At 31.8% G+C, this 25,718-nt stretch carries 27 protein-coding genes; 10 read left to right on the top strand and 17 right to left on the bottom strand.

Going from position 1 to position 25,718, the window contains the following annotated elements; genetic code table 11:
- Positions 1-177: 177 nt before the first annotated feature.
- The gene (locus DU428_RS10430; RefSeq protein WP_072350797.1) at positions 178-1,542 is read right to left on the bottom strand and encodes an NAD-dependent succinate-semialdehyde dehydrogenase; all 1,365 of its coding nucleotides are present in this window, start codon (positions 1,540-1,542) and stop codon (positions 178-180) included.
- Between the two features lie 168 nt (positions 1,543-1,710).
- On the opposite strand from DU428_RS10430, the gene trxB reads away from it, so the two are divergent.
- A complete protein-coding gene (gene trxB / locus DU428_RS10425; protein WP_072350798.1) occupies positions 1,711-2,694 on the top strand; it encodes a thioredoxin-disulfide reductase in 984 nt (327 codons plus the stop codon).
- Positions 2,695-2,767: 73 nt separating this feature from the next.
- On the opposite strand, the gene DU428_RS10420 is transcribed toward trxB, so the two are convergent.
- The 4 genes from DU428_RS10420 to DU428_RS10405 all read right to left on the bottom strand — a co-directional run bounded on the left by DU428_RS10420 (position 2,768) and on the right by DU428_RS10405 (position 6,567).
- A complete protein-coding gene (locus DU428_RS10420) occupies positions 2,768-3,616 on the bottom strand; it encodes a GIN domain-containing protein (protein WP_083585061.1) in 849 nt (282 codons plus the stop codon).
- A gap of 243 nt (positions 3,617-3,859) precedes the next feature.
- Positions 3,860-5,692 carry a PspC domain-containing protein gene (locus DU428_RS10415; RefSeq protein ID WP_113966321.1) on the bottom strand — a complete coding sequence of 611 codons (1,833 nt, stop codon included), beginning with the start codon at positions 5,690-5,692 and terminating at the stop codon, positions 3,860-3,862.
- Positions 5,685-6,029, bottom strand: a complete 345-nt coding sequence (locus tag DU428_RS10410; protein ID WP_072350800.1) for a PadR family transcriptional regulator — start codon at positions 6,027-6,029, stop codon at positions 5,685-5,687. Before DU428_RS10410 ends, DU428_RS10415 begins: the two co-directional genes overlap by 8 nt.
- 91 nt (positions 6,030-6,120) lie before the next feature.
- Positions 6,121-6,567, bottom strand: a complete 447-nt coding sequence (locus DU428_RS10405; RefSeq protein WP_072350801.1) for a DUF4870 domain-containing protein — start codon at positions 6,565-6,567, stop codon at positions 6,121-6,123.
- A 142-nt stretch (positions 6,568-6,709) separates the two neighbouring features.
- On the opposite strand from DU428_RS10405, the gene DU428_RS10400 reads away from it, so the two are divergent.
- The 3 genes from DU428_RS10400 (at position 6,710) to DU428_RS10390 (ending at position 8,407) form a co-directional block, all read left to right on the top strand.
- Entirely contained in the window at positions 6,710-7,168 is a 459-nt protein-coding gene (locus DU428_RS10400; RefSeq protein ID WP_072350802.1) for a PaaI family thioesterase, read from the top strand.
- A gap of 91 nt (positions 7,169-7,259) precedes the next feature.
- Positions 7,260-8,057: a TIGR00266 family protein gene (locus DU428_RS10395; RefSeq protein WP_072350803.1), complete on the top strand. Its 798-nt coding sequence runs from the start codon at positions 7,260-7,262 to the stop codon at positions 8,055-8,057.
- A 152-nt stretch (positions 8,058-8,209) separates the two neighbouring features.
- Positions 8,210-8,407: a hypothetical protein gene (locus DU428_RS10390; protein WP_072350804.1), complete on the top strand. Its 198-nt coding sequence runs from the start codon at positions 8,210-8,212 to the stop codon at positions 8,405-8,407.
- 50 nt (positions 8,408-8,457) lie between these two features.
- Here the strand turns inward: DU428_RS10390 and DU428_RS10385 are convergent, their stop codons facing one another.
- Entirely contained in the window at positions 8,458-9,402 is a 945-nt protein-coding gene (locus DU428_RS10385) for a hydrogen peroxide-inducible genes activator (RefSeq protein WP_072350805.1), read from the bottom strand.
- 127 nt (positions 9,403-9,529) lie between these two features.
- On the opposite strand from DU428_RS10385, the gene DU428_RS10380 reads away from it, so the two are divergent.
- Positions 9,530-10,000, top strand: coding sequence for a Dps family protein (locus DU428_RS10380; RefSeq protein WP_072350806.1), 471 nt, complete (start codon positions 9,530-9,532; stop codon positions 9,998-10,000).
- Between the two features lie 84 nt (positions 10,001-10,084).
- Here DU428_RS10380 and DU428_RS10375 read toward each other — a convergent pair whose 3' ends face one another.
- The 6 genes from DU428_RS10375 to DU428_RS10350 all read right to left on the bottom strand — a co-directional run bounded on the left by DU428_RS10375 (position 10,085) and on the right by DU428_RS10350 (position 16,238).
- Positions 10,085-11,416 (bottom strand): DUF58 domain-containing protein, encoded by a 1,332-nt coding sequence (locus DU428_RS10375; RefSeq protein ID WP_113966320.1) that lies wholly within the window; start codon positions 11,414-11,416, stop codon positions 10,085-10,087.
- 29 nt (positions 11,417-11,445) lie between these two features.
- Positions 11,446-12,432: an AAA family ATPase gene (locus tag DU428_RS10370; RefSeq protein ID WP_113966319.1), complete on the bottom strand. Its 987-nt coding sequence runs from the start codon at positions 12,430-12,432 to the stop codon at positions 11,446-11,448.
- Positions 12,411-13,649, bottom strand: coding sequence for a DUF4350 domain-containing protein (locus tag DU428_RS10365; protein WP_072350809.1), 1,239 nt, complete (start codon positions 13,647-13,649; stop codon positions 12,411-12,413). Before DU428_RS10365 ends, DU428_RS10370 begins: the two co-directional genes overlap by 22 nt.
- Complete coding sequence (locus DU428_RS10360) at positions 13,646-14,311, bottom strand: DUF4129 domain-containing protein (protein WP_083585065.1); 666 nt, start codon at positions 14,309-14,311, stop codon at positions 13,646-13,648. The genes DU428_RS10365 and DU428_RS10360 overlap by 4 nt, the downstream gene beginning before the upstream one ends.
- Positions 14,312-14,380: 69 nt before the next feature.
- The gene (locus DU428_RS10355) at positions 14,381-15,250 is read right to left on the bottom strand and encodes a hypothetical protein (protein WP_072350811.1); all 870 of its coding nucleotides are present in this window, start codon (positions 15,248-15,250) and stop codon (positions 14,381-14,383) included.
- Positions 15,234-16,238, bottom strand: coding sequence for a stage II sporulation protein M (locus DU428_RS10350; RefSeq protein ID WP_113966318.1), 1,005 nt, complete (start codon positions 16,236-16,238; stop codon positions 15,234-15,236). The genes DU428_RS10355 and DU428_RS10350 overlap by 17 nt, the downstream gene beginning before the upstream one ends.
- A 35-nt stretch (positions 16,239-16,273) precedes the next feature.
- Here DU428_RS10350 and DU428_RS10345 point away from each other — a divergent pair, with 35 nt between their 5' ends.
- Positions 16,274-16,990, top strand: coding sequence for an RDD family protein (locus DU428_RS10345; protein WP_072350813.1), 717 nt, complete (start codon positions 16,274-16,276; stop codon positions 16,988-16,990).
- A gap of 38 nt (positions 16,991-17,028) precedes the next feature.
- Positions 17,029-17,634: a trimeric intracellular cation channel family protein gene (locus tag DU428_RS10340; RefSeq protein WP_072350814.1), complete on the top strand. Its 606-nt coding sequence runs from the start codon at positions 17,029-17,031 to the stop codon at positions 17,632-17,634.
- A 55-nt stretch (positions 17,635-17,689) separates the two neighbouring features.
- Here the strand turns inward: DU428_RS10340 and DU428_RS10335 are convergent, their stop codons facing one another.
- Together DU428_RS10335 and DU428_RS10330 are read right to left on the bottom strand one after the other, a co-directional pair.
- Positions 17,690-19,840 (bottom strand): M3 family metallopeptidase, encoded by a 2,151-nt coding sequence (locus DU428_RS10335; RefSeq protein ID WP_113966317.1) that lies wholly within the window; start codon positions 19,838-19,840, stop codon positions 17,690-17,692.
- Positions 19,841-19,900: 60 nt separating this feature from the next.
- Entirely contained in the window at positions 19,901-20,608 is a 708-nt protein-coding gene (locus DU428_RS10330; RefSeq protein ID WP_113966316.1) for a peptidylprolyl isomerase, read from the bottom strand.
- Positions 20,609-20,610: 2 nt separating this feature from the next.
- On the opposite strand from DU428_RS10330, the gene DU428_RS10325 reads away from it, so the two are divergent.
- Positions 20,611-21,252: an NUDIX hydrolase gene (locus DU428_RS10325; protein ID WP_113966315.1), complete on the top strand. Its 642-nt coding sequence runs from the start codon at positions 20,611-20,613 to the stop codon at positions 21,250-21,252.
- Positions 21,253-21,299: 47 nt separating this feature from the next.
- Entirely contained in the window at positions 21,300-22,112 is an 813-nt protein-coding gene (locus tag DU428_RS10320) for a lysophospholipid acyltransferase family protein (RefSeq protein ID WP_113966314.1), read from the top strand.
- Here DU428_RS10320 and DU428_RS10315 read toward each other — a convergent pair.
- From DU428_RS10315 to DU428_RS10305, 3 genes are all read right to left on the bottom strand, one after another.
- Entirely contained in the window at positions 22,109-22,753 is a 645-nt protein-coding gene (locus DU428_RS10315; RefSeq protein WP_113966313.1) for a hypothetical protein, read from the bottom strand. The two genes, DU428_RS10320 and DU428_RS10315, sit on opposite strands and share 4 nt — an antisense overlap.
- 4 nt (positions 22,754-22,757) lie before the next feature.
- Complete coding sequence (locus DU428_RS10310; protein ID WP_113966312.1) at positions 22,758-23,252, bottom strand: RNA polymerase sigma factor; 495 nt, start codon at positions 23,250-23,252, stop codon at positions 22,758-22,760.
- A 126-nt stretch (positions 23,253-23,378) separates the two neighbouring features.
- Positions 23,379-23,615 carry a hypothetical protein gene (locus tag DU428_RS10305; protein WP_113966413.1) on the bottom strand — a complete coding sequence of 79 codons (237 nt, stop codon included), beginning with the start codon at positions 23,613-23,615 and terminating at the stop codon, positions 23,379-23,381.
- A 170-nt stretch (positions 23,616-23,785) separates the two neighbouring features.
- On the opposite strand from DU428_RS10305, the gene DU428_RS10300 reads away from it, so the two are divergent.
- Positions 23,786-25,717, top strand: coding sequence for a peptidylprolyl isomerase (locus DU428_RS10300; protein ID WP_243633506.1), 1,932 nt, complete (start codon positions 23,786-23,788; stop codon positions 25,715-25,717).
- Position 25,718 lies beyond the last annotated feature (1 nt).

Below are 25,718 nucleotides of genomic sequence, written 5' to 3'. Positions count from 1 at the left end.
AATTTTATTTTTGATTAAACTTTTGGTGATATACTTTTCAAAAAAAAATTGATTACTTCTCCAGGTGAGGTTTCACAATATTAAAAAACGGCTTGATCTATTTTCAAGCCGTTTTTTGTTTTTATCTAAAACTTTTATACTCTAAAACCTTAGCGTAAATCTGTAAAACGAATTTCATTATTTATTAATAAAAACAGTTTTAATATTAACGAACTCATGAATTCCTTCTCTAGATAATTCTCTACCATAACCTGAAGCTTTTGTGCCTCCAAATGGTAATCTAGGATCCGATTTAACCATTTCATTTACAAAGAATGCGCCATCAGGAATCCTAGAAATTGCATGCATGGCAGCTTCGGTATCTTCTGTAAATAACATAGTTCCTAGTCCGAATCTAGAATCTGTAGCAAGTTGTAATGCTTCTTCTAGGTTTTTTACTTTAAAGATAGGAGCAACAGGGCCGAAAGTTTCTTCGGTGAAAACAGCCATGTCTTTTGTTACGTTTGTTAAAATGGTAGGAGCAAAAAATGCTTTATTTTGTCTGTTTCCAAGAACCACTTTTGCTCCTTTTTTAATGGCGTCTTCTACTTGATTTTGTAGGTCTGTTGCTAAATCTTCTCTAGCAAGTGTCGCTATTTCTGTATCCATGTTAAGTGGATCTCCTTGCTTTAGAGCTGCTACTTTTTTTGTAAATTTTTCTAAAAAGTTATCATAAATATTTTCAGTAACTATAAAGCGTTTTGCAGCAATACAACTTTGTCCGGCATTCTGCATTCTAGCTTTTACAATAGTGTCTATATGCTTGTCTAAATCGGCATCCTCAAGGACTATACAAGCATTGTTTCCCCCTAACTCTAAAACAGTTTTCTTTAGGTTTTCTCCAGCAGCTTTAGCTATTGCTTTTCCTGCTTTTTCGCTTCCGGTTAAGGAAACGGCTTTGATTTTATCGTCTTTTATGATTTCTTCTATGGTATCATGATTAGTTAGTAATGTTTGAAAACACCCATGGGGATAACCAGCTTCTGTAAATATTTCTTCAATAGCAAGTGCACAACCGCTTACATTAGAAGCGTGTTTAAGTAGTGCTGTATTACCTGCTGTAAGTGTAGGAACAGCAAAACGTAATACTTGCCAAAATGGATAATTCCATGGCATAACAGCTAAAACTACACCTAGAGGATCGTAACTTATAAAACTTTCATAAGCATCGGTTTCAATAATTTCGTCTGCTAAAAAATCTTCTGCATTTTTCGCATAAAAATCACAGAGGTAGATGCATTTTTTTATTTCAGCTTTACTTTCACTTATAGGTTTTCCCATTTCTAGAGTAATAAGTTTGCTTAACTCTTCTAGTCTTTCCTCTAAAATGTTTCCTATATTATATAAAAGTTCTGCTCTTTCACTAACATCTTTCTGGCTCCATTCCTTAAAAACTTCATCAGCTTTTTCTAATTTAGAAAAGACTTCTTCTTTTTTATTAAGCGTATAACGCGCTATTACTTCTTGGTTATAAGGGTTTATAGACTTTATAGTGTTTGACATATTCTTTTTATTTGCTTGTTACAAGGTAAATGTTATATTCGCCTAAAGATATTCTATAATAGTGAAAATTGAAAACACTTATTTTTTTATAATAAGTATTGATAAGTAAATAGATTAGTTCTCTAGCAAAAATCTTATTTTTGTAGAGTTAAAAAAGAAAGATACATTATGTCTGAGAAAATTGAAAGAGTAAAATGCCTAATTATAGGTTCTGGTCCAGCAGGATATACAGCAGCAATTTATGCAGCTAGAGCAAATATGAATCCGGTTTTATACCAAGGAATGCAGCCAGGAGGGCAATTGACAACAACTAATGAAGTAGAAAACTTTCCTGGATATCCAGATGGAGTTACAGGTCCTGAAATGATGATGCAATTACAGAAGCAAGCAGAACGCTTTGAAGCAGATATTCGCGATGGTTGGGTCACTAAAGTTGATTTTTCTGGAGATTTACATAAAGTTTGGGTAAATGATACTAAAGAAATTCATTGTGATACTGTAATTATTTCTACTGGTGCTTCAGCAAAATATTTAGGATTAGAATCTGAACAAAAGTATTTAAGTCTTGGAGGAGGAGTTTCTGCATGTGCAGTTTGCGATGGATTCTTCTACAGAAACCAAGAGGTTGTGATTGTAGGAGCAGGAGATTCTGCTTGTGAAGAAGCGCATTACCTATCTCACTTATGTTCTAAAGTAACTATGTTAGTTAGACGTGATGAGTTTAGAGCTTCAAAAATCATGGCTGAAAGAGTAATGAAAACAGAAAACATCGAGATCTTATTCAACACAGAAACCGAAGAGGTTTTAGGTGACGGACAAGTAGTTTCTGGCGTTAGAGTTTTCAATAATAAGACTAATGAAAAGTTTGAAATTCCTGCAACAGGATTTTTCGTGGCAATTGGTCACAAACCAAATACAGATATTTTTAAAGATTACTTAGATTTAGACGAAACAGGTTATATTATTAACGCTGTTCCTGGAACTAGTAAAACAAATGTAGAAGGTGTTTTTGTAAGTGGTGATGCAGCAGACAATGTGTACAGACAAGCAATTACAGCTGCTGGTACAGGTTGTATGGCTGCTTTAGATGCAGAACGTTATTTAGCAGGAAAAGATGTTAGTTTTGAAGTAAGTACTTCAAGTTATAACTAAATCAAAATAAGTTTATAAAAAAAGCCTGGAGTTATTACTCTAGGCTTTTTTATTTGTTCAAAATTTCTTGAAATTATAACTCCTTCTTAGACAGAGTAGAGGTGTTTTTAAAGGATTCTATAGTAATTTTAGGGTTACCATAAAGTTCTACTTTACTGCTTCCAGAAGTGTTTAAAATAATATTGTTTAGTACGTAAACACTTGCGCTACTTGAATCTTCGGTAGTAAGTTCGCATTCGTTAGTTGTAAGGTGTCTTGAGTTAAAACTTGATGAATTGATAGTGTTTAATTTTAAGAGCTCTGTTTCTCCTTCAATTTTAGCATCTGCACTTTGGTACATATAAACTTGTAAGCTGTCGGATTCGATTAAAGCTTCGGTTTTACTTTTCTCGCTTAATTCTAAAAACACGATATCACTTTCAATATTTAATTTTGATTTAGAATTAAATCCAAAGGTTGCTTTGTTGTTATTAATAAACTTGAAGTTTTTGTTTTTAATATTTAAAAATGCTTTAGCATAATCATTTACTTTTAAGACTAGGCTATCGTTTTTTAAAGTATTCGCAGCACTTACTTCTGCATCGCCATTTACCTCAATATGTTGAAGTGATTTTGTGATATTAACGGTAATGTTTATTCTTTTGCTAGACTGAATTTTTGCGGTTGTACTAAAACTTAAAACACTATCTATAACAGAAAACTGAATAACTTCGTGTAGATTCTCATCTGTTTCAATTTCAACGGAAGGAGTATCGCTTTGAATTAATTCTATTTTGAATTTTTCGCCAAAAGCAATGGTTTTAAAATCTTCTATTTTGGTTTCTACCAAAGTTACGTTTTTATTTCCCTTTACTTTTTCTTGGGAAAACCCTGATGTTATCATGAAAGAAACACATAGTGTTATTAGTAGTTTTTTTAGCATATTTTGATGTTAAGTAATTTATATACAAATATAAACAAAAACCATCCCAAACTTGATTTTTAGTTTAGAATGGTTTTTAAAACAGAAACTTTTAATGTTTTTAGTAAACGTGATTTAGTTTTATTTGAAGCTATTTATTTTGATTAGAATAAAATATCTATCACTACATCTACTATGGCTTTTACTAGGTCTAACATAATTGTTCGTTTTTTGATGGATGATTGATTCTTTTGTGAAAAGTGTTTAATCTTCTTTTGAAATAATCTTAACTCCGTCTTCGTCTATATTCACTTTTACTTCTTCAGAATTTCCTTTAATACCGTTCTCATCTATTTTTAGTTTCGAATTATTGGAATTAATTTCAATTCCTTTTTTGTTTATAATGATGTTTTTCTTTTCATCATTAGCATCTATATTAATTTGAAAATCATCATCATCATCATCATCATCATCATCATCCGAACAATCTAAACACTTCGTGTCTCTGTTTAATATTTGCAAATAGTGTTCTTCTTTTCCGTTGTTTAAAATGTCTTGATATCGGTTGGTGTCATTTCTATGATAATAATAGGTGTTTTTATCTGCATATAATACCGATCCAACTGGTAGGTAAACGGTTATTTGAATTTCCTGACTTCTAATTTTCTCATCTATGCCTATGGTTAAGAAGTTGTCTAATAGCAACTGTTTATTTACCAATTGGTAGTTATAGTTTATTGCTTCAGCTCGTTTTTTAGCTTTGCTATAATCTTCACCTCGAGCTATTTTTTCTACTTTTATTTTAGCAATACTATCTGAAGTAGATTTTACAATAAGTCTGATTCCTTGTGATATTTGAATTCTGTTATCATTAGTATCGTAAGTCTTTTCAAAATCATAATCTCTTCTAAAGCCTCTATCGTAATATTCATTTTGAGACATTCTTAAAACTAGCGTGTCTTTTTTAGTAATAGAAGGCAGTGCTTCGGTTTGAATAACTTTTGCCTCCTCATGGTAGCTTAAACCTTGTTTTATTCCGATTACTGCTAGTGAAATCACAGAGATTAACCATAAACCTAATAAGGAATATTTTGCAATACCATTTAAAGACTTTAGGTTGGTAACCAATATTTTTAAGCCTAAATAGAATAGGGTAAAGAAAGGTATTGCGACTGCGAAAAAGATTAGTAGTGTAATTAACCAAAAAGGTACCCCAGTTGTGCTTGCTAAATCTACAAGGTCTGCATCAAAGAACTTCGCCCTAGAACCCTCATTGAAAGTTCCGAAAAACAAACCGATTGCAAGAGATAAAACGGTTATGCTTCCTATAAATACTAAGATGATTCCTATAAACTTGGCAACAATTTTTAAGAAGAACCCTATGATATCTCCTATAGTGTCAAAGAACGATTTAGAACTTGATTTTAAGGAGTTACCTTTTTTTTTAAAGTCTACGTTTTTTGTAGCATCACTAACAGAATCTGAAACATTTTTTGCTACATCTTGCACGGTATCGGAAACTGTAGAAATACCATCTTTTATTTTCTTTTCAATATTGCTAATGTTAACAGGTTCACCTCGCATCATAAGCTTATCGCTTGTAGTTACCGCTTCTGGAACTAAAATCCAAAGTATGATATAAAGCAAAGCACCGGTTCCGGCTCCAAAGATTAGTAGAAACCAAATTAAACGAATCCAAATTGCATCTATCCCAAAATAATGTCCTAAACCTGCAGAAACTCCACCAACATATGAATTGTCGGTATCTCTAAATAGTTTTCTTGCCGATTTTTTGCCTGTTTGATTTATAGGATCGTCTTCAAATATTTCTTCATCTACGATATAATCTTCTGGTTGTCCCATGATAGTGATTATTTCGTCTACTTCTTTTATACCTATAACTTGCTTGTCGTGCTTAACGCGCTCGTTAAAAAGTTCTGCAATTCTAGCTTCAATATCCGATATAATTTCAGCACGACCTTGTGAGTCGGTAAATGAACGTTTTATAGCGTCAAGATAGCGTTGTAGTTTTAGGTAAGCATCTTCATCTATGTGAAAAAATATACCTGCTAAATTTATGTTGACTGTCTTATTCATTATTCGTTGGTTTTTGACTTGTTACTATGTTCACTGCGTTTTGTAATTCGTTCCAAGTGGTGGTTAGTTCATTTAAAAATTGTTTTCCTGTATCGGTTAAACCGTAATACTTTCTTGGAGGTCCGGAGGAAGATTCTTCCCATCTGTAATTAAGTAATCCAGCGTTTTTTAAACGTGTTAGTAGCGGGTAGATAGTACCTTCTACTACTAGCAATTTTGCGTCTTTTAGGGTTTCTAGAATTTCTGCAACATAGGCATCCTTGTCTTTTAAGACCGATAATATGCAGTACTCCAGAACACCTTTTCGCATTTGTGCTTTTGTGTTTTCTATCTTCATAGTTTCATTTTAATAATTGTTTAAACTGTTCGTTTTTTGATTTTCCACTAGATCTGTTTACTAATGGTTTGATGTATGTGATTGATGATGATTATTTTAAAAAATGTATGGTAAAAGGATACTTATAAGCTTCTCCTTTATTAGCTGTTAGGCTTGCGTTGATAATAAATATAAGTTCTATGATAAAAGCAATTGCAGCTAAAAACACCATAAGAATGATAAAAAAGAGTATCGGAGAAGGAGCTTCTAAATTAATATTCAAACTGTTGAATGCTTCAATATTTACTATGTCTATATATGATAAAACATTAAAAGCTATTAATGGAATGCACAATAAACCAAATAGAAAAGTATATAGAATGATACTAAGCTGAAAGTTTAATGCTTGCTTACCATGATTATCTATAAACTCCGATTTATCTTTATTAATAATCCATAGTAATAAAGGGCCAATAATATTTCCAAACGGAATTACAAACCTAGAAAAGGTTGATAAATGTATAAAGGTTGCTATATTTTTCTGGTTGTTACTTATCATGAGAAAAAGTGTATAATAGTTTCTTATGCAAATATATGTCTTTAAAAAGGTATTATGTTACACATAGTACTAATTTTTAACATAAAATTAACAAACTGATATCTCGTTTATTTTCGATATTTTTGATGAAATTATATACTAAATGAAGTTAACACCTAGAAAGATTAATGCTTTCAACATCCTAAAATTGCCCGCGGTGTTTTTTACGGGAATCCGCGTAAAGACTATTACAAATGAAAGTTGTACTGTTTCTGTGAAACACAAATGGATCAATCAAAACCCTTTTAAATCGATGTTTTGGGCAGTGCAAGGAATGGCAGCTGAATTAACCACAGGAGCTCTAATGCTTAGTAAAATTAGAGAAAGTGGGAAAAATATTTCTATGCTAGTGGCAAATAATAATGCCAGTTTTACTAAAAAAGCTACTGGTAGAATCACCTTCACTTGTGTAGATGGTAATAAAATTGATGAGATTATCGCTGAAGCTATAAAAACAGGAGAGGGGCAAACATTATGGATGCAATCTGTTGGAACAAATGAAGACGGTATAGTGGTTTCTACATTTAACTTTGAATGGAGTATCAAACTGAAAAGTAAATAGTTGAAAATTTATTTTTCTATAGAAAGATAAAATTCTGTAACAAAACCCAAATCCTTTCCACTTATAAGTATATCAATAAAATTTTAAAATTATGACAGCACACGAAATTGATTATAGAATATACGGAGAAGAAATGCAATATGTAGAAATTGAGTTAGACCCTCAAGAAGCTGTTGTTGCTGAAGCTGGAAGCTTTATGATGATGGATGATGGTATTAAAATGGAAACTATTTTTGGTGATGGTTCCAAAAAAGATTCTGGTTTTTTAGGAAAAATTCTAGGAGCAGGAAAACGTATTCTTACTGGAGAAAGTTTATTTATGACTGCTTTTTATAACAATCTTACCGGTAAGCGTAGTGTTAGTTTTGCTTCGCCTTACCCAGGTAAAATAATTCCTATTGATTTAACCAATTACGGAGGAAAGTTTATCTGCCAGAAAGATGCCTTTTTATGTGCAGCAAAAGGAGTTAGTGTAGGAATCGAGTTTAGCAAAAAACTAGGAAGAGGTTTATTTGGAGGAGAAGGTTTTATTATGCAGAAACTGGAAGGAGACGGAATGGCCTTTGTTCACGCTGGTGGTACTATTGCTAAAAAAGAATTAATGCCTGGAGAAAAATTAAAAGTAGATACTGGATGTATTGTAGGTTTTGATCATACAGTGAATTATGATATCGAGTTTGTTGGAGGTATTAAAAATACTGTTTTTGGAGGGGAAGGATTGTTTTTTGCTACGCTTCAAGGACCAGGAACGGTTTATATACAATCTTTACCATTTAGTAGATTGGCAGGTAGAGTTTTGGCAAGTGTACCGCGAGGAGGAAAGAATAAAGGAGAAGGAAGCATACTTGGTGGCTTAGGAGATCTTTTAGATGGGGATAATAATTTTTAGTAAGAAAACTCGGTTGTTAAATTTTTGTTTAAATGTAAAAGCAATGTTTATTTTCATTATATTTATGAAGTAAAACAATGAAAAATTAACCATTTCCGCGTATACAACAACTCTACCCGATTTATTTATTAAAAACTAAACCTAATTAAACTATGTCTAGAGCAATGTTTGAGTACACTAAAACTGTGCTTAAAAAAGTAAGTTTTGATGCTGCGTTGTTTTGCAAAGAAGTTCAAAAAGCAATACAAAGATTATTACCTCACGAAATAGAGGAATTAAAAGTTTTTGTTGAATCACTTGTTAAGCAAAACCCTAACTTAAATCAATGTTTGATTTATTTGAAAACATAAAAAAAAAAGCGACTCGAGAGTCGCTTTTTTTATGTGTATATAAGCAAGATTTAGATCTTGTTTCTTAACGGACTAATTATTTCTACATTTTGAAATGTAATTGCTCCTCTAATGATTCCAGAAATCACTTCTTGTAAAGCTTCAATAATTTGCATTTTAAGTTCGCTTTTATGATAAATAATACTCACTTCTCTAGCAGGAGAAGGATCGTGGAAAAGGTGTAAGCTTTCTTTCTTTTTATCAGATAACTCAAGCGTATGGAGGTATGGCAATAAGGTCATCCCTAAACCTTCATCCGATAATTTAATTAATGTTTCAATACTTCCGCTTTCTAATTGAAATTGCTCGTTGTTTAAATCCTTTAAAGCTTTACATAAATTAATAACACCATCTCTAAAGCAGTGGCCATCTTCTAATAAAAGCATGTCCTGAATATCTAAATCGGATACTTTTATTTTCTTTTCTACGTGTAGTCTATGCGTTTTTGGCACATAAGCAACAAAAGGTTCAAAATATAAAACACGTTCTTTTATGTTTTCGTTACTTAAAGGTGTCGCAGCAATAGCAGCATCTAGATGTCCTTCGTTTATTCTTGTAATAATTTCTTCCGTGCTAAGTTCTTCAATTTTAAGTTTTACTTTTGGGTATTTCTTAATAAAGGATTTTAAGAACATTGGTAATAAAGTAGGCATGATAGTAGGAATAATTCCTAATCTAAATTCCCCTCCAATATATCCTTTTTGTTGGTCTACAATATCTTGAATTCTGTAAGATTCATTTACAATATTCTTTGCCTGATTAACAATCTTTTTACCTACCTCTGTAAGTTCAATAGGTTTTTTACTTCTATCAAAAATAAGTACATCCAATTCATCTTCTAGTTTTTGAATTTGCATGCTTAATGTAGGTTGTGTTACAAAACACTTTTCTGCAGCCTTGGTGAAATTTTGGTTTTCGGCAACTGCTAAAACGTAGTATAATTGTGTAATTGTCATGTATATCAATTTAGACTATAAAAATATAAAAACTATCAATAAAACTTATGGAAATATCTGTTAATTATAGCTTAAATTTGAGTAAACAATAAAAAAACAATAAAAAAACAATAAAAAAATAATAATTATGACACTAAACAGCATTGGATTAAACGCTAAAAAAGCGAAAGAGATATCAAAAGACTTAAATAACCTATTAGCGAACTTTCAAATTTATTACCAAAATTTAAGAGGGGTTCACTGGAATATTAAAGGAAAAAGATTTTTTGATTTACACGTTAAATTTGAAGAGTTATATACTGATGCAAACGTTAAGGTTGATGAAATTGCAGAACGTATTTTAACTTTAGGGGAAACACCATTACATACTTTTGAAGATTATTCTAAATTAGCAAAAGTGCCTGTAGGAGAAAATGTTTCGGAAGATGAGAAAGCTGTACGATTAATTGTTGATTCTTTATCTGAATTATTAAAAATTGAAAGAGATATTCTTGATAAATCTGGTGAAATGAATGACGAAGGTACAAACGCTATGATGAGTGAGCTTATTACCGAGCAAGAAAAAACTATTTGGATGTTTAAAGCTTGGTTAGGTTAATAGCTTTTCTCTATTGTAAGAGAATAGATTGAAAATAAAGAAGCCACAAAGACTTATGTTTTGTGGCTTTTCTTTTTAATGGTTTTATAATAATCCTCTAGCTTTTATTTCTAAGTATTTATTTATTGTATTAATGGTTAATTTCTCAGGGGGAGTAAGTATGGTTTGAATACCGTTTTTTTGAAGTTCTTTAACCATTAATCTTTTTTCAAAACTAAATTTTTCTGCAATTGTTTTATGATATATACTCTGTAAGTCTTCTGTATCTTGGGCTATTAGTTTTTCAAGTTCGGTATTTTCAAATAGTACCACCACCAGCATATGTTTTTTTGAGATTGCTTTTAAGTATGGTAGTTGTCTTTTTAAAGCGCTAATATGTTCAAAGTTTGTGTATAGCAGAATTAGACTTCTATGGGTTACTTTTCGTTTAAGTTGAGCGTATAGGAGTCCGAAATCACTATCGTAAAACTGGGTGTTGATGTTGTATAAGTTCTCTAGTATTTTGTTTAAATAGCTTAGCTTTTCAATTGCAGGTACGAACGTTTCAATTGTTTTTGAAAAAGAAATCATTCCGACTTTGTCATGTTTTTTTAAGGCAACATTACTAAATGCTAGGGTAGAATTGATCGCATAATCTAAAAGTTTTAATCCATTAAAAGGCATTTTCATTACGCGACCAGTATCAATAATAGAATAAATAGGTTGCGATTTTTCGTCTTGATATTGATTTACCATCAACTCACCACGCTTTGCCGTAGCTTTCCAGTTCACCGTTCTAAAATCATCGCCTTGTACGTAATCTTTTATTTGTTCGAATTCTTGCGTGTTTCCTATTCTTCTAATTTTTTTTAATCCGAATTCCGACAGATAATTACTTATCGCTAGAAAGTCTAATTGCTGCATTTGAATAAAAGACGGATACACCTTTGTCATTTGATGGTTTTGGAAAAGGTGTTTTCGTTTCACTATTTTTAGTTGTGAAGAAACAAATACATTTAAGTTTCCAAATAGGTATTCTCCGCGTTCTACTGGGCGAACTTTATAAGTGAAATCATGTTTTTCGTTAGGTTTAAGATGTGCCTGATATAGAAAATCCCGTTTCTGAAATTGTACAGGAAGTTCTTCTATGATATCTACAGAAACTTTAAACGGATAGTTATTTGTAATCGTTATCGGAATTGGGTTTTCATCACTATTGGAAAGTTTTTCAGATAGTAATCTTCTAGCTTGGACAGCATTTTTAAATCGGTATAGTAACAGGATATCCACAAGGAATAATACGCCAATAAACAGCGTAATAATCCACGCTATTGGGTACAGCATTTTTACCCAATAGGACAATAAAAAGCAAGAGGATGCTATTGCCATATAGATGTAAAATTGCTTGTGTAAGTATAGCGATTTAATAAATTTCATTGCTTTGTTTAAACGGTTGTAGTTGTATATTATCTTGGAATTTCAACCGATTGTACGATCATTTCAATAACTTGTTCTGTGGTCATTCCTTCCATTTCTCGCTCTGGTGTTAAAAGGATTCTATGGTTTAAAACAGGGACCATAGCTTTTTTAACATCCTCCGGAATAACAAAATCACGACCGTTAATTGCCGCATAAGCTTTTGCTGTATTTAATATTGCAATAGAAGCTCTTGGAGAAGCACCTAAATATAAATGCGGATGATTTCTAGTTTTTGAAACAACTTCTGCTATGTATTTTATTATTTTACTTTCAACCAGAATGCCTTGAATTTTTTCTTTGTATTCAGCTAATTTATTGGCATCTAAAATCGTGTTTATAAGTGTATGAGGTTGTTTTCCTTGACGATTATGGTGTGTTTCTATAATTCGTATTTCGTCCACCACATTAGGATAATCTACTTTTATTTTAAAAATAAACCTGTCTAGTTGTGCTTCCGGTAGGGCGTAAGTTCCTTCTTGTTCAATTGGGTTTTGCGTAGCTAAAACCATAAAAGGAGCTGCAAATTTATAGGTAGTTCCGTCTATGGTTGCTTGGCGTTCTTCCATGGTTTCAAAAAGAGCAGCTTGTGTTTTTGCTGGAGCTCTGTTTATTTCATCAATTAAAACTATATTAGAAAAAATAGGACCTTTTTTAAATTCGAATTTTGAATTTTTCATATTTAAAACCGAGATACCTAATACATCACTAGGCATTAAATCTGGTGTAAATTGAATTCGGCTAAAATCAGTTTTCAAAACTTTGGCAAAAAGTTTGGCTGTTATGGTTTTTGCAATTCCAGGAACTCCTTCAATTAATACGTGACCATCTGCTAAAAGTGCAACTATAAGAAGCTCCACTAGGTTTGTTTGGCCGACAATAACTTTACCTAATTCTTGCTTAATTTCTTCTACGGTTAGCTTTAAATCCTCTAAAGGAATTCTATTACTAAAATTTATGTCTTGGCTTTCTTCCATTTGTTTTTAGATTTAAAATCGGCGATTAATTTGTTTAATTTTTTTAGTTCTGTATTGGTTACTTCCTTTTTTGCACTAATTTCTTTTATAACTTGAAAAAGTGCTTTAGTATCTTCAATAGTATTGTTGCTTCGTGCTGCTACATGTTCTATAAAAGTAGTGTCTAAGTTGGTAGTATGTATATGAAACTGCGTTCTAATATATTCTAAAAAGTGATTTATTTGATGATAGCTAATGTCTTTATGCTTTCCTTTTTCATAATACATATTAGCAATAGTACGAGTAAAGTTTACAGTTTGATTTTGTAAAGGTTTTACAATAGGGATAGCACGCTGCTTTCGTTTTCCTTCAAATATGACATATAAAAACACAGCGATTAACATAGTATAATATGCCCATTTAAGTTCTTTTGTGTTTAGAAGAATATGTAATGGAGAGGTGTAAAATGATTTACCAGATTTATAATAATTATCTACATAAATAGATTGTGATGCATCCATATACGATATTAAGCCTGCCGTATAGTTTTGGTTAGGATCTGTAAGTAGAAAATAATTTGTGAAGGCTTGCGGAAATGTGCTAAGTATAATGGTTCCTTTGCCAAATTTTTGCTTGAGGGTATTAGGATACTTTAATTTTGCTGTTTTATTATCTTCTTGGATTGCATTGTCTATAACACTAATAACTTTAGCCTTTTTAGAGTCATATTTTTTATAGTAGGTAACCTGCTGCGCTTTATCGAAAGTGTATAGCTTTTCTGGTTTTAATTGTTTGTTCTTAAGCTGAAGTTGATAAATGTTTTCGATGTTTTTAAAATTGCTAATAATCGAGGTTTCAATATTCAAAGTGTCATGAAGCTTGCTATTTAAATTATCGCTAGCTATAAACAAGGTGTTTCCTTTAGCGGTCCAATTTAAAAGCAGGTCTAGTTCGTCTGTATCAAAAGTTAAATTGTTATTTATAAAAATATAGGTTCCTTTAAAATCTTTATTTTCTTTTAAAAACTGAAATGGAGGAATGTTTATATCTTCGATATTTTCTTCTTCAAAAATCCTTTCTAATTGTTCGTGAAAAATAAATGTACCAAAAGGTATTTTATGATGTGAAGCATAGCTTTTAAACCAATTAATCGCTTGTGGTTTTGTATATTCTAAAACCACAATGCTGAGAATGGCAAGGACCGTTAGGGTAATGTATATTTTTCCTTTCTTACTCAATCTGCAAGGTTTTTGTTAAGCGTTTCAAAAGCTGTTTTTAAGTTTTCAAACTTTATGGCATCTATATTAAATTCGCCATACCATACATAATCATATATTTTGGTGATTTTAATAAAGTTGGATTTTAAGCTTTGTTCTTTAATTTCAGAAATATAATCTTCATTGGTTTTTTGTTGTTTCCAACTAATAATTTCTTTGTCACTTAGTGTTTTTAGGGCTAATAAATAATAGTAACGAATAGCAATTCTGTATTCTTGCTTTTCAATAGCTTGAGCAATTAAAGCATTAATGTCTTCATTTTTTATAATATGCTCTTCTTCTGTAAACCTTATAGAAGCTGTTTTCTTTTTGCCGCCAATAAGGTTTTTTGTTTCTACTTTTAAAAAGAGTTTTATAAGTAGAAAAACAAGCACGGCCAATAGTAGATAAGGCAGAGTGTTAAATATAAATTTTACTATTCCTTCAGCAGCTCCAGTACCAAATATCCATTCAAATATTTTGATGAGGATATTGCGTAACCAAACCTTAATTTTAGCGAAGAAATTATCGTTCTTAATGGTTTCGGTATAATCGAAACTAGAATCTTTGTAATAGTCTTTTAAGTCTTCCTTGCTTATTTCTTTTACCTCAATATTAGAGTCGTCCACTTTTATGGGCGTCATGTCCTTTTGACTAATCACCAAAGTAGTTGTTAGGAGGAAAAAAAATAAGGTTTTTAGAAGTTGCATATATTATTCTATCTTTCCTAAAGATTCAATACGCTCAAATGTTCCAGTGAAGTTTTGCTTTTCATTTAAGTTGAAATAAACAAAAACAGAAGCAACAGTTAAGATTAAATTAAGTAGAAACTTAAAAAGGTAATTTAGTACATTTAAGAAAATATAAATAGGATCTACAAACATCTTCATATTAGTTGGGTCTACTTCTCCTGAAAAAACTCCTGTTTTTATTAAGCTATAAATGGCTGTAGGTACACTAAGGGCGTAACTAGCAACCATGATAATTAACCCGAAGACAATAATAGTAGCTAAGGTTATCCAATACTCATTTTTAATTAGTTTGAAGCTATAGCTATAAGATTCCCCCGTATCTTTTCCTTTAAATACATAAATAGCTAAAACCACAAACATTGGCACCATCGCATAAAAAACAGGAATAACACATAGCATTACTGCAACAAATAGGGTTAGGAATTTTAAGATGCTTAATCCTAAAAATCCCCAAAAACTATCTTTAGCATTTTTTTTTACTTCTTCTAAATTTACAACTCCTTTGTTTTCAGAATAAGATTTTATGTAGTGTAAAACAGCGGCGTCCGCTAGTGTATAGGTAAGTAACCCAAAAATCATAAACAGAAAAAAGGAACCTACCATTAGCGGTAAATTGTCAGCATTAAAGTCGTTGTTTGATTGAAAATCAAAAATACCTCCAGCAGAATAAATATAAAATGCAACGGAAATTAAAAACAATACCAAGTATATTCCAGTAACTTGAAATATGGTTTTCACAAAAGGCTTAAATTCTTCCCGTATAAAGCCAAAAGTATCGGTTAAAACTTCACCAAGCTCTCGTTGTTTTTTTAATTCAATATATTTTTTCATCCTTGTTAGTTAGTTTAATAGCTAGTTTATGATTTAGTTGTTGTTTGTGTAGTTTTATTGGGTAAATAACGTAGTAAAATAATATTACTCCTAATGAAGCAGTAATAATTAGAAGAGCCAACCAGTCTGGCATTTCTGTATGTCTGGTAACAAAGCCTTCTAAAAACCCAGCAATAATGAAAAACGGAATGGTACTCATGAGTATTTTTAATCCGTTTTTCACGCCTCTTTTAAACGATTCTAATCGAGTATAGGTTCCTGTAAATAGCATTCCATTTCCTAAAACCAATCCAGCACATCCCGCTACAATTATTACAGAGATTTCAATTGTTCCGTGAATCCAAATAGTTCTAGCAGATTCCCAAAGCAAGCCTTGGTCATAGAAGAAATACTGAAAACTTCCAAGCATGATACCGTTTTGTAACATGATATAAAGCGAGCCAATTCCTAGAAGTAAGCCATAGGCAAAAGCCATGAGTGCAACTCTAATATTATTGATAGTAATACCTAAAAACATATTAAACTCCCCTTGTTGTTTATAAACAGCCATAGGGTCGCCTTTTTCTATATTGCTAAGTGTCATGTTTACATAACCGTCTCCTAAAAAGGAACGAACAAAGTCCCCTTCATTGGCAGCAGAAAAAGCACCAATAACTATAAACATAGTAAATACTAAAAAGGAAATAAGCAGTTCGCGGTGGTGCTTGTAAAACATTAAAGGAAATTCTGTTTTAAAAAAAGTGATAACTCTATTCTTAGACTCCTTTTTTGTCTTATAAATTTTTTGATGCGCTTGTGAAGCTAATTGGTTTAAATACCGCTCGGTATTACTTTTGCTGTAAAAAGTTTTGGCATAACTTAAATGATCTGTAACTTCGATATACAAATCAGATAACTCATTAGGATCAACATGGATATTATTTGAGAGAACCCTTTCAAATTGTATCCATTTGTCTTTATTTTGCTTTACGAAAGCAGCTTCACGCATTTAGCTTATTGTTTTGCTATCAAAGAAAAGAAAATATGGAAGAATTTCAAATCGAAACAGCTCAAAATGTCACTATTAACCAAAATGTTGCGGGACTTGGAGATCGTATACTAGGATATATTATTGATAGTGTTGCTGTTTTTGTTTATTTAATAGGTATTAACCTCCTTTTGATAAAGATGGATGTAGATATGAGAGACCTTTGGGCTTTGTATTTACTAGTGTCTTTACCTGCTTTTTTATATTATGTTTTACTAGAAACTTTTTGGAACGGAAAAACTTTAGGGAAGTACGTAATGAAAACCCGCGTAGTAAAATTAGATGGAAGCAATGCAAGCTTTGCAAACTATTTTGTAAGATGGATTTTAAGAATAGTAGATATAAGTTTGACTAGTGGGGGAGTTGCGGTATTGAGTATTTTAATTAAAGGAAACGGACAAAGAGTAGGCGATATAGCAGCCGGTACAACCGTGATTAGCGAAAAACGAAAAGTTAGTATAGAAGATACTTTACTGAAAGAAATTGAAGAAGATTATATGCCGTCTTATAGTCAAGTAACAGTTTTTAAGGATAGTGAAATGCAAACCATTAAAAACTTATACGAATCCGCTAGAAGAAACGGACAACATAATATTATATTACAACTGCATAATAGGCTAGTTGAAGTAATGGAAGTAACTCCAAAAGAAACTCCGGTAGAATTTATTGGAATTGTTATTAAAGATTACAATTACTTCACACAAAAAATATAGAGTAATAGAGCTAACAAAAAGGATTTAAAAAAATAAAAATGTTTTATATTATAGATATTATCGGAACTATTGCTTTTGCCATTTCTGGGGTTTTAGTAGCAATGGAAAAAAAAATGGATCCTTTTGGTATACTCATAATTGCATTTGTTACAGCGATAGGAGGAGGTACGCTTCGTGATGTGCTTATAGGGGAAACGCCTGTATCTTGGATGGTTAATATGACCTATACGTATGTAATTATTGTTGCAGCAGTTTTAGCTGTACTTTTTAGAAGGAAGATTAATTATTTAAGAACCTCCTTGTTTTTATTTGATACTATCGGAATTGGTTTCTTTACTGTTGTTGGTGTTGAAAAAGGACTTTCGGTAGGATTGCATCCAATTATATGCATTGCATTAGGAACTATTTCTGCTTGTTTTGGTGGAGTAATAAGAGATATTTTATGTAACGAAATACCAGTGATTTTTAGAAAGGAAATTTATGCTACAGCTTGTATTCTTGGCGGACTCACTTATTTCTTAATACGAAAATTTCCAATAGATGAAAATGTAGTATTTGTTATAGCAGGTATTGTTGTAATTGTTATTCGCTTATTGGCAGTTAAATTCAAAATTAGTTTACCAACGGTATATCATAATAAATAAAAAAAGCCTCACAATTTTTGTGAGGCTTTCTTTTTATAGAGTTATAAGTTCCTATTTATTTTACAGGAAACCCTCTGTCTTTCATTAATGCTTCAATTTTTGCATCACGGCCTCTAAATAATCTATAAGCTTCAGCAGGATCCATTGCGTTTCTTGGAGCAAATAGGTATTTAACTAATTTGTCTGCTACTTCTTTATCATAGAAACCACCTGGAGCCTCTGTAAAAGCTTCCGAAGCATCACTAGTTAAAACATCTGCCCACATATAACCGTAATATGCGGTTGCATAACCTTCACCAGAGAAAACGTGTCCGAAGTGCGGCGTTCTGTGACGCATTGGTAATTCTTTAGGCATTTTTAATGCAGCTAAAGTTTCTTTTTCAAAAGCAGCAACATCTATATTTGTTGGATCTGCAAGGTGTAATTTCATATCTATTAAAGCAGATGCTAAATACTCTGTAGTTCCGAATCCTTGGTTAAAGGTAGAAGCTTTTTTGATTTTAGCTACAAGTGAAGCTGGAATTGGTTCACCAGTTTTATAGTGAACTAAGAACTTATTAATAACCTCGTCTGTAGATAACCAACGCTCTAATAATTGAGATTGGAACTCTGTATAATCTCTTACACCACCGTTTAAAGTAGGATATTTTACATTAGAAGAGAAGAAGTGTAATGCATGACCAAACTCGTGGAAGAAAGTTGTAGCGTCATCCCAAGAAACTAGAACCGCTTCTCCTGGAGCAGGCTTAACAAAGTTAGAGTTGTTTGAAGCTAATACATTTGTTTCTCCTTCAAAAGTAGTATGGCTTCTATAAGTTGTAGCCCAAGCACCAGAACGTTTTCCTTCACGAGCAAACGGATCTAAATACCATAAACCAATGTGTTTACCAGAATCTTTATCTTTTACTTCCCATACTTTAACATCTTCATGGAATACTGGAACAGATCCTTCTTCTACCGGAGTAAAGCTATAGTTGAATAACTCACCAGCAGTAAAGAACATTGCTTCAGTTAATTTATCTAATTGTAAGTATTGCTTTACTTCATCACTATCTAAGTCGTATTTCTTTTTACGAACTTTTTCTGCATAAAATCTGTAGTCCCAAGGCTCGATAGTAATTTTATCTCCGCTTTCGTCAGCAACGGCTTGCATGTCTGCAACCTCTTCTGCAACTCTAGCAATAGCAGCTGGCCAAACAGCCATCATTAAATCCATTGCATTTTCTGGGTTTTTAGCCATACGGTCTTGTAAACGCCATTCTGCATAATTATCATAGCCCATTAAACCTACACGTTCTTTACGAAGTTTTAATATTTGTGCAATGATTTCTTTGTTGTCATATGCATCACCATTATCTCCTCTAGAGTAATACTTTTCCCATACTTGCTTACGTAACTCACGATTTGTAGAGTAGGTAAGAAAAGGATCCATAGAGGATCTTGTGTTAGTGATAGCGTATTTTCCTTCTTGACCTTTATCTGAAGCTGTTTTAGCAGCAGATTTGATATATCCATCAGATAAACCATCTAATTGGTCTTCGGTTAGGTATGTTACATAGTTTTCTTCGTCGTGTAAAACATTATCAGAAAACTTGTTGTAAAGAGTAGAAAGTTCTTTGTTAATAGCGGCATAACGCTCTTTTTTACTAGCATCCAGGTTTGCGCCATTCATTTCAAACCTTTTGTAAGTTAGCTCAACTACACGTTGCTCTTGTGCTTCTAAAGGTGTTTCTTGTGAAGCTTCATAAACTGTTTTTATACGTTGGAAAAGCTTTTCGTTTTGAACAATTTTAGAGCTATACTCCGAAAGTTTAGGTGCAAGTTCAGCTTGAATACTTCTGAATTCTGGCGAAGAGATATTACTACTTAAAATTCCGTAGTAAGTAAAAACTCGGTCTAAAGTTTTTCCTGAAGCTTCCATTGCTTCAATAGTGTTTTTAAAATTTGGAGCTTCGCTATTGTTTGCTATAGCATCCATTTCAGCCAAACTTTCCTCAATACCAAATTCAACAGCATCTTTAATGTCTGCTGCTTTCATTTTGTCAAAAGCAGGAACTCCTTGATAAGGACCAGTCCATTCTTGTAGTAATATATTTTCTGGCATATTTGTTCCCTCTTGTTTTTCTTCTTGTTTGCAATTGGTAAACGTAATCCAAACGCACAAAGTCAATGCTTTTACGTGTTGCAAATACTGTTTGTTTTTCATTTTTATTATAGTTTGTTTTAAGGATTTAAAGATACAAATTAGTTATTTGAAAGTTGTTGATTATTCTAATATCTCCACTTTCTTGATATAAACATTGTGTAAAGGCCATTCGGCATTGTCGGTTTTTTGTTTTGCAATTTCATCTACCACATCCATGCCGCGAATTACCTTGCCAAAAACAGTGTAATCTCCATCCAAATGATATGCACCATCTGATTTTTGAACAATGAAAAATTGGTATGGTGAAGCAAGTTTATGCGGATTATCTACTTCGCTACTCGGCATGCTTACTGCACCCCTATCATGTTTGTATCCTCGCTTGGTGTCTTTTGGGAGTAAATACCTGCCTATTTGTTTTCTTTTATGTTTCACTTTTGCGTCGTCTGTGTTACCTCCTTGAATCACGAAATTATTTACAATTCTGTAAAATTGTGTATCATCAAAATACCCTTGCTTGGTTAGAAAAACAAAGTTTGCTCGGTGGAATTTCGTTTTGTCATAAAGTAGAATGTCTATTTCTCCAAAATCGGTTGTAATTCTTACTTTGTCTTCTTTATTGTGTTTTTCATACTCTAAAAAGAAATTCATAGCATTGTCATCGGTTAAGAGCGGAAACTCTCTTTCAGGCTCGATAACAGTATCTTTTTTAGCTTCTTTTTTTTCTTCGGAAGTATTTTGAATTACTTTTGAAGAATTATTAGTTTCGGTTTTTTTATTATTACAGCTAAGAAATAGTAACGAAATACTTAAAAATAATACAGGTCTCATAAATGAATTTTAATCAGTTTTTAAAAGCAAGGTCAAAAATAAGCAATCTGCCACTTCCTGCCGAAGCATCGCAGTTTAAAATGTCGCCACCTTTTAGAGCAGCACTTGCTAAAAAGCAACAAGACAAGATTAAATTTGCAAAGCAGTCTGCTGTATTAGCGCTCTTTTATCCAGATCATGAAGAAGAAACAAAGCTTGTTTTAATTTTACGAAAATCTTATAAAGGCGTTCACTCTGCTCAAGTAGGTTTTCCTGGAGGTAAGGTTGAAGAAACAGATGTTTCCTTGCAACATACCGCATTAAGAGAAACCGAAGAGGAGGTTGGTATGCCTATGCAGGATGTAAAGGTGATTAAGGCATTAACACAAATGTATATTCCGCCAAGCAATTTTTATGTACACCCATTTATTGGTTATACCGATTATACTCCCAATTTTGTAAAAGAAGAAAGTGAGGTTGAAGATATCTTAGAGGTTTCGCTTCAACAATTTTTAGATGATAGAAATGTGGTAATAGAAAGGGTGTCAACATCTTATAATAGAGAAGTGGAAGTTCCTGCATTTAAACTGAATGATCATGTGGTTTGGGGAGCTACTGCCATGATGCTAAGCGAGATAAAAGACTTGTTAAAACAAGCCTTGTAAAGTTTTAGATTTATTACTTTTGTAAATTAACTTCAATAAAAATATTTATGGGATTATTTAAGAGAAATCCTTTTGGTCATATACTTTTCATAAAAAAATGGTTAATCCGCATATTAGGAGCGTTAACTCATAGACGCTTTCGTGGATTCAATGAACTTCAAATTGAAGGTTCTGAAATTATAAGAAACTTACCAGATAAAAACGTACTTTTTATATCTAATCACCAAACCTACTTTGCAGATGTAGTTTCTATGTTTCATGTATTTAACGCTAGTTTAAGTAATAGAGATGATTCTATTAAAAACATTAGTTATTTATGGAATCCAAAACTTAATATATACTACGTTGCAGCTAAAGAAACCATGAGTGCAGGTTTACTACCAAAAATATTAGCTTATGTTGGTTCTGTAAGTATTGAACGTACTTGGAGAGCAAAAGGAGAAGATATTAAAAGACAGGTGAAAATGAGCGATATTTCTAATATTAGAAAAGCGTTAGATGATGGTTGGGTGATTACTTTCCCTCAAGGAACCACAACTCCTTTTAAGCCTATTAGAAAAGGAACTGCTCATATTATTAAACAATATAAACCAGTAGTTGTGCCAATCGTAATTGATGGCTTTAGACGTTCTTTTGATAAAAAAGGATTGCGTATTAAGAAGAAGAATATCATGCAAACTTTTGAAATCAAACAACCTTTAGAGATTGATTACGAAAATGAATCGATTGCAGATATTGTTGAAAAAATCGAATATGCTATAGAACAACATCCTTCGTTTTTAAAGGTAATTCCTCAAGAAGAATTAGCTATACACGAAGAGTTGAATAAGAAAAGAAAATGGAGTTATAAGGAATCTTAAACTTCGTATTTTCTTAATTCTTTATAATTTCTATTTAAGCGCTTTAGTAGTATTCCGTAGATTAAATAATAGAAACCTAAAACAATACCTATTAGTATTATTAGTGCTGCTAGTGTTAGTAGTATAGATGTCGCGTAGAATTTAAACAACTCACCGTTTGCTGTAGCTTGTTCTATTAAAGTATTTATTTGCTTGTCTCTATCAAACTGAATACCCAAAACAATAAAGGTTGATACCGTTAAATATATCAAGTTGAAACCTACATATTGCTTTACAGTTTTTCTTGTTTTTAATATGTTTTCCATCAATTTCTTCGCATTATCTGTAACAGATATATTTCTATAGTTTGTATAGAATTTATAGAAGAAATATGCCAGAACTACATAACCAAGTATGATAAAAGGAATCATGATATTTTCAGCATGATAGGAGTCGAATTTCTTATTGAAATCTGCATCTTTTAGCGCAAAAGAAATAATTGTCCATAGCACAAACTCTAGAATACTTATTATAAATATCCATTTTACAATAGAAGATGATTTTTTTAAAATCATGCTATATATGTCATCATAGGAAAGCTTAGGATATCGTTCTGCATCCTCTTTCTTCCAGTCTTTTTTTAATAATTCTAATTCATCCATAGTTTTACGGATTTAAAATGGTTCTTAGTTTGTTTTTCACTCTATTCATTTTCACTCTTGCATTCACTTCACTAATACCTAGTGTTTCACTAATTTCTTTATAGTTCTTGTCTTCCAAATATAGAAAAACAAGTGCTTTGTCAATGTCATTTAATTGATGTACAGCTTTGTATAGGAGTTTTAATTGCTCTTCTTCTGTATCATCATATTCCGTTGCTTTAATTTTAAATTGAACGGCATCAAAGTCTTGTGTGCTAACTCTGCGTTTACTTTTTCTATAAAGTGTTATAGCAGTATTTAAACCTACTCGGTACATCCAAGTACTAAACTTAGCATCCCCTCTAAACTTAGGGTATGCTTTCCATAGTTGAATAGTTATTTCTTGAAACAAATCATTGTGCGCGTCTTTATTGTTGGTGTATAACCTACAGACCTTGTGCACAATATTTTGGTGCTTCTCAAGTTGTTCAACAAAATTATGTTCTAACTCTTTATTCAATATTTTATGGTTGGCTTAGTTAAACTATAAGTAGTTTGATTTTGGTAAAAGTTACAGGTATTTGTAATTTTTTTCAGAAGATTTAAATGAAGCTATATTAGTTGTGAAATCTAGGTGTCTAACTCTTTAAGAATCCATCCATTCCCCTCTATGTGGTTTCAAGCTATCTCTAAAGTAGATTTTGTCTTCTTCGTCTATAACCATAAAAGCAATTACGTGTACTTCGTTAATTACTTCATGATCTATTGCGTAAACATTGTTGCTTTGTCTTTCGCTGTATTCTTTTAAATGAATAACGTGATGCTCTGCGGTTTTTAGTGCTTCAGGTCCTCTAAAATCCCAAATAAGTTTTAGTTTTCGCATGGTAATTGGGTGTGTTGTTTTTAATTCTATTATATTCTGATAAAACAAAAGTAGATATATTAAAAACAAATACCTGTATAAACATATTAATGCTTTGTTAATTCAACTTGTGAAATAGGTTTATATTTCTATTTTTGTAAGCATCTAAACTATTAATACAGATACAGATTATGAAATTTTTTTCAATCCTTCTCTTCTTACTATTTACCATAAGTTTTCAGGCACAAAATAAGAATGAAGATGTATTGTTTACTGTAGATAATGATCCTGTTTATGCTTCAGAATTTATTCGCGTTTTTAATAAGAATTTAGATCTGGTAAAAGATGAATCTCAAAAAGATATAGATGCTTATTTAAAGCTTTTTGTAGATTATAAATTGAAACTGAAAGAAGCTAAGTCTTTAGGTTTAGATACTTTGCCAAAATACATTAGAGAATTAAATAATTATAAACGCCAATTAGCAAAAAGTCATTTGGCTGATAATAAAGTTACCGAAGCATTGGTCAATGAAGCTTATGAGCGTACAACTAATGAAGTTGAAGCTTCTCACATTTTAATAAGATTAGATGAAGATGCAAAACCAGCAGATACTTTAGAGGTTTATAACAAACTAATGAAATTAAGAGATCGCGTTGTGAACGAAGGTTTTGAAAAAGTTCAAGAAGATGTTCATGACGGAGAAACCACTTTTGCTGAAGATTTAGGTTATTTCTCAGGATTTAAAATGGTTTATGAATTTGAAAATGCAGCATACAATACTCCAGTAGGGGAGATTTCAAAACCTTTTAAAAGTTCCTTTGGTTATCATATTGTCTTAGTTCATAATAAACGAAAGGACAGAGGAAAACGTAAAGTGGCGCATATTATGGTAGGTCTAGAAAAGGAAGATGCTGAAGATAGAATTCAAGATATTTATAAAAAAATACAACAAGGAGAGGACTTTAAATCTTTAGCGAAACAATTTTCAGAAGATAAAAGCACAGCAAACAACGGCGGAGAGCTTCAGCCTTTTTCTGGAGGAGAGCTTCGTTCTCAAGAATTTGAAGATGCAGCTTTTGCTATAGATAAAATAGGTGCTTGTACCAAACCTTTTAAAACTAGTTTCGGTTGGCATATTGTAAAACTTTTAGACAAAATAGCAGTACCAACTTTTGAAGAAGCAAAACATACTTTAGAAGCTAAGGTAAAAAAAGATAGTCGTTCTAAATTAATTAGTACTTCAAGAGTAAATAAATTAAAAGAAAGATATACTATTTCTAATGCAGATGCCGGGCTAACGTATTTTGTTTCCATATTAAATGATGATTATTATAAAAACCAATGGGAAACTCCTAAAGATTTTTCTGCAGATAAAATCTTTCTAACGATAGAAAATAAAGAAATAACGAATGCTGATTTTGCAAATTACTTATTAAAAAGCCGAAGAAGGGTTTCAAAAAATCTTTCGCTTAACGATATAGTGGAAAACGCTTATAAAGACTTTTTAGAGACTAGCTTGCTTACTTACGAAGAAGAAAAATTAGAATTTGAAAATGAAGATTATGCCCATATTTTAGGAGAATATAGAGACGGATTGTTGTTATTCGACTTAATGGAACGTAAAATATGGAGAGCAGCTTCTCAAGATACTATTGCGGTTCAGGAATTCTATAATGCTAACAAAAAGAATTATTTTTATAATGAGCGTGTAGAGGCAGTTGTGGCTTCTTCAGCAAAAAAGAAAGATATAAACAAAGTTGCTAAGTTGCTTAAAGCAGGTAAAACGTTTGAAGACATTAAAAAAGTAATGAATACTAAAAATGAAGTCCGTGTATTGTTTACTTCTGGTACTATGGAGGCGAATCATCAAGCTTTACCAGAAAACCTTCCGTTTAAAAAAGGAGTGTCTAAAATATGCAATCATAATGATTCTTTCGTTGTAGTAAAAGTTGTTGAGGTTCTTCCTAAAAGTACTATGACTTATGAGGAAGCAAAAGGCAGAGTAGATAGCGACTTTCAAGATGAAAAAGAAAAAAAATGGCTAACTTCGTTAGCAGAAAAATATGTTGTTTCTATAAATAAAGACGTTTTAAAAGCCGTAAAAAATCAATTAAACCAATAGT

Origin of the sequence: Oceanihabitans sediminis (assembly GCF_003337215.1) — a bacterium.
Taxonomy (GTDB): domain Bacteria; phylum Bacteroidota; class Bacteroidia; order Flavobacteriales; family Flavobacteriaceae; genus Oceanihabitans; species Oceanihabitans sediminis.
The sequence above is the reverse complement of the archived record's forward strand: the minus strand, read 5'-3'. Positions and strand labels throughout refer to the sequence as shown.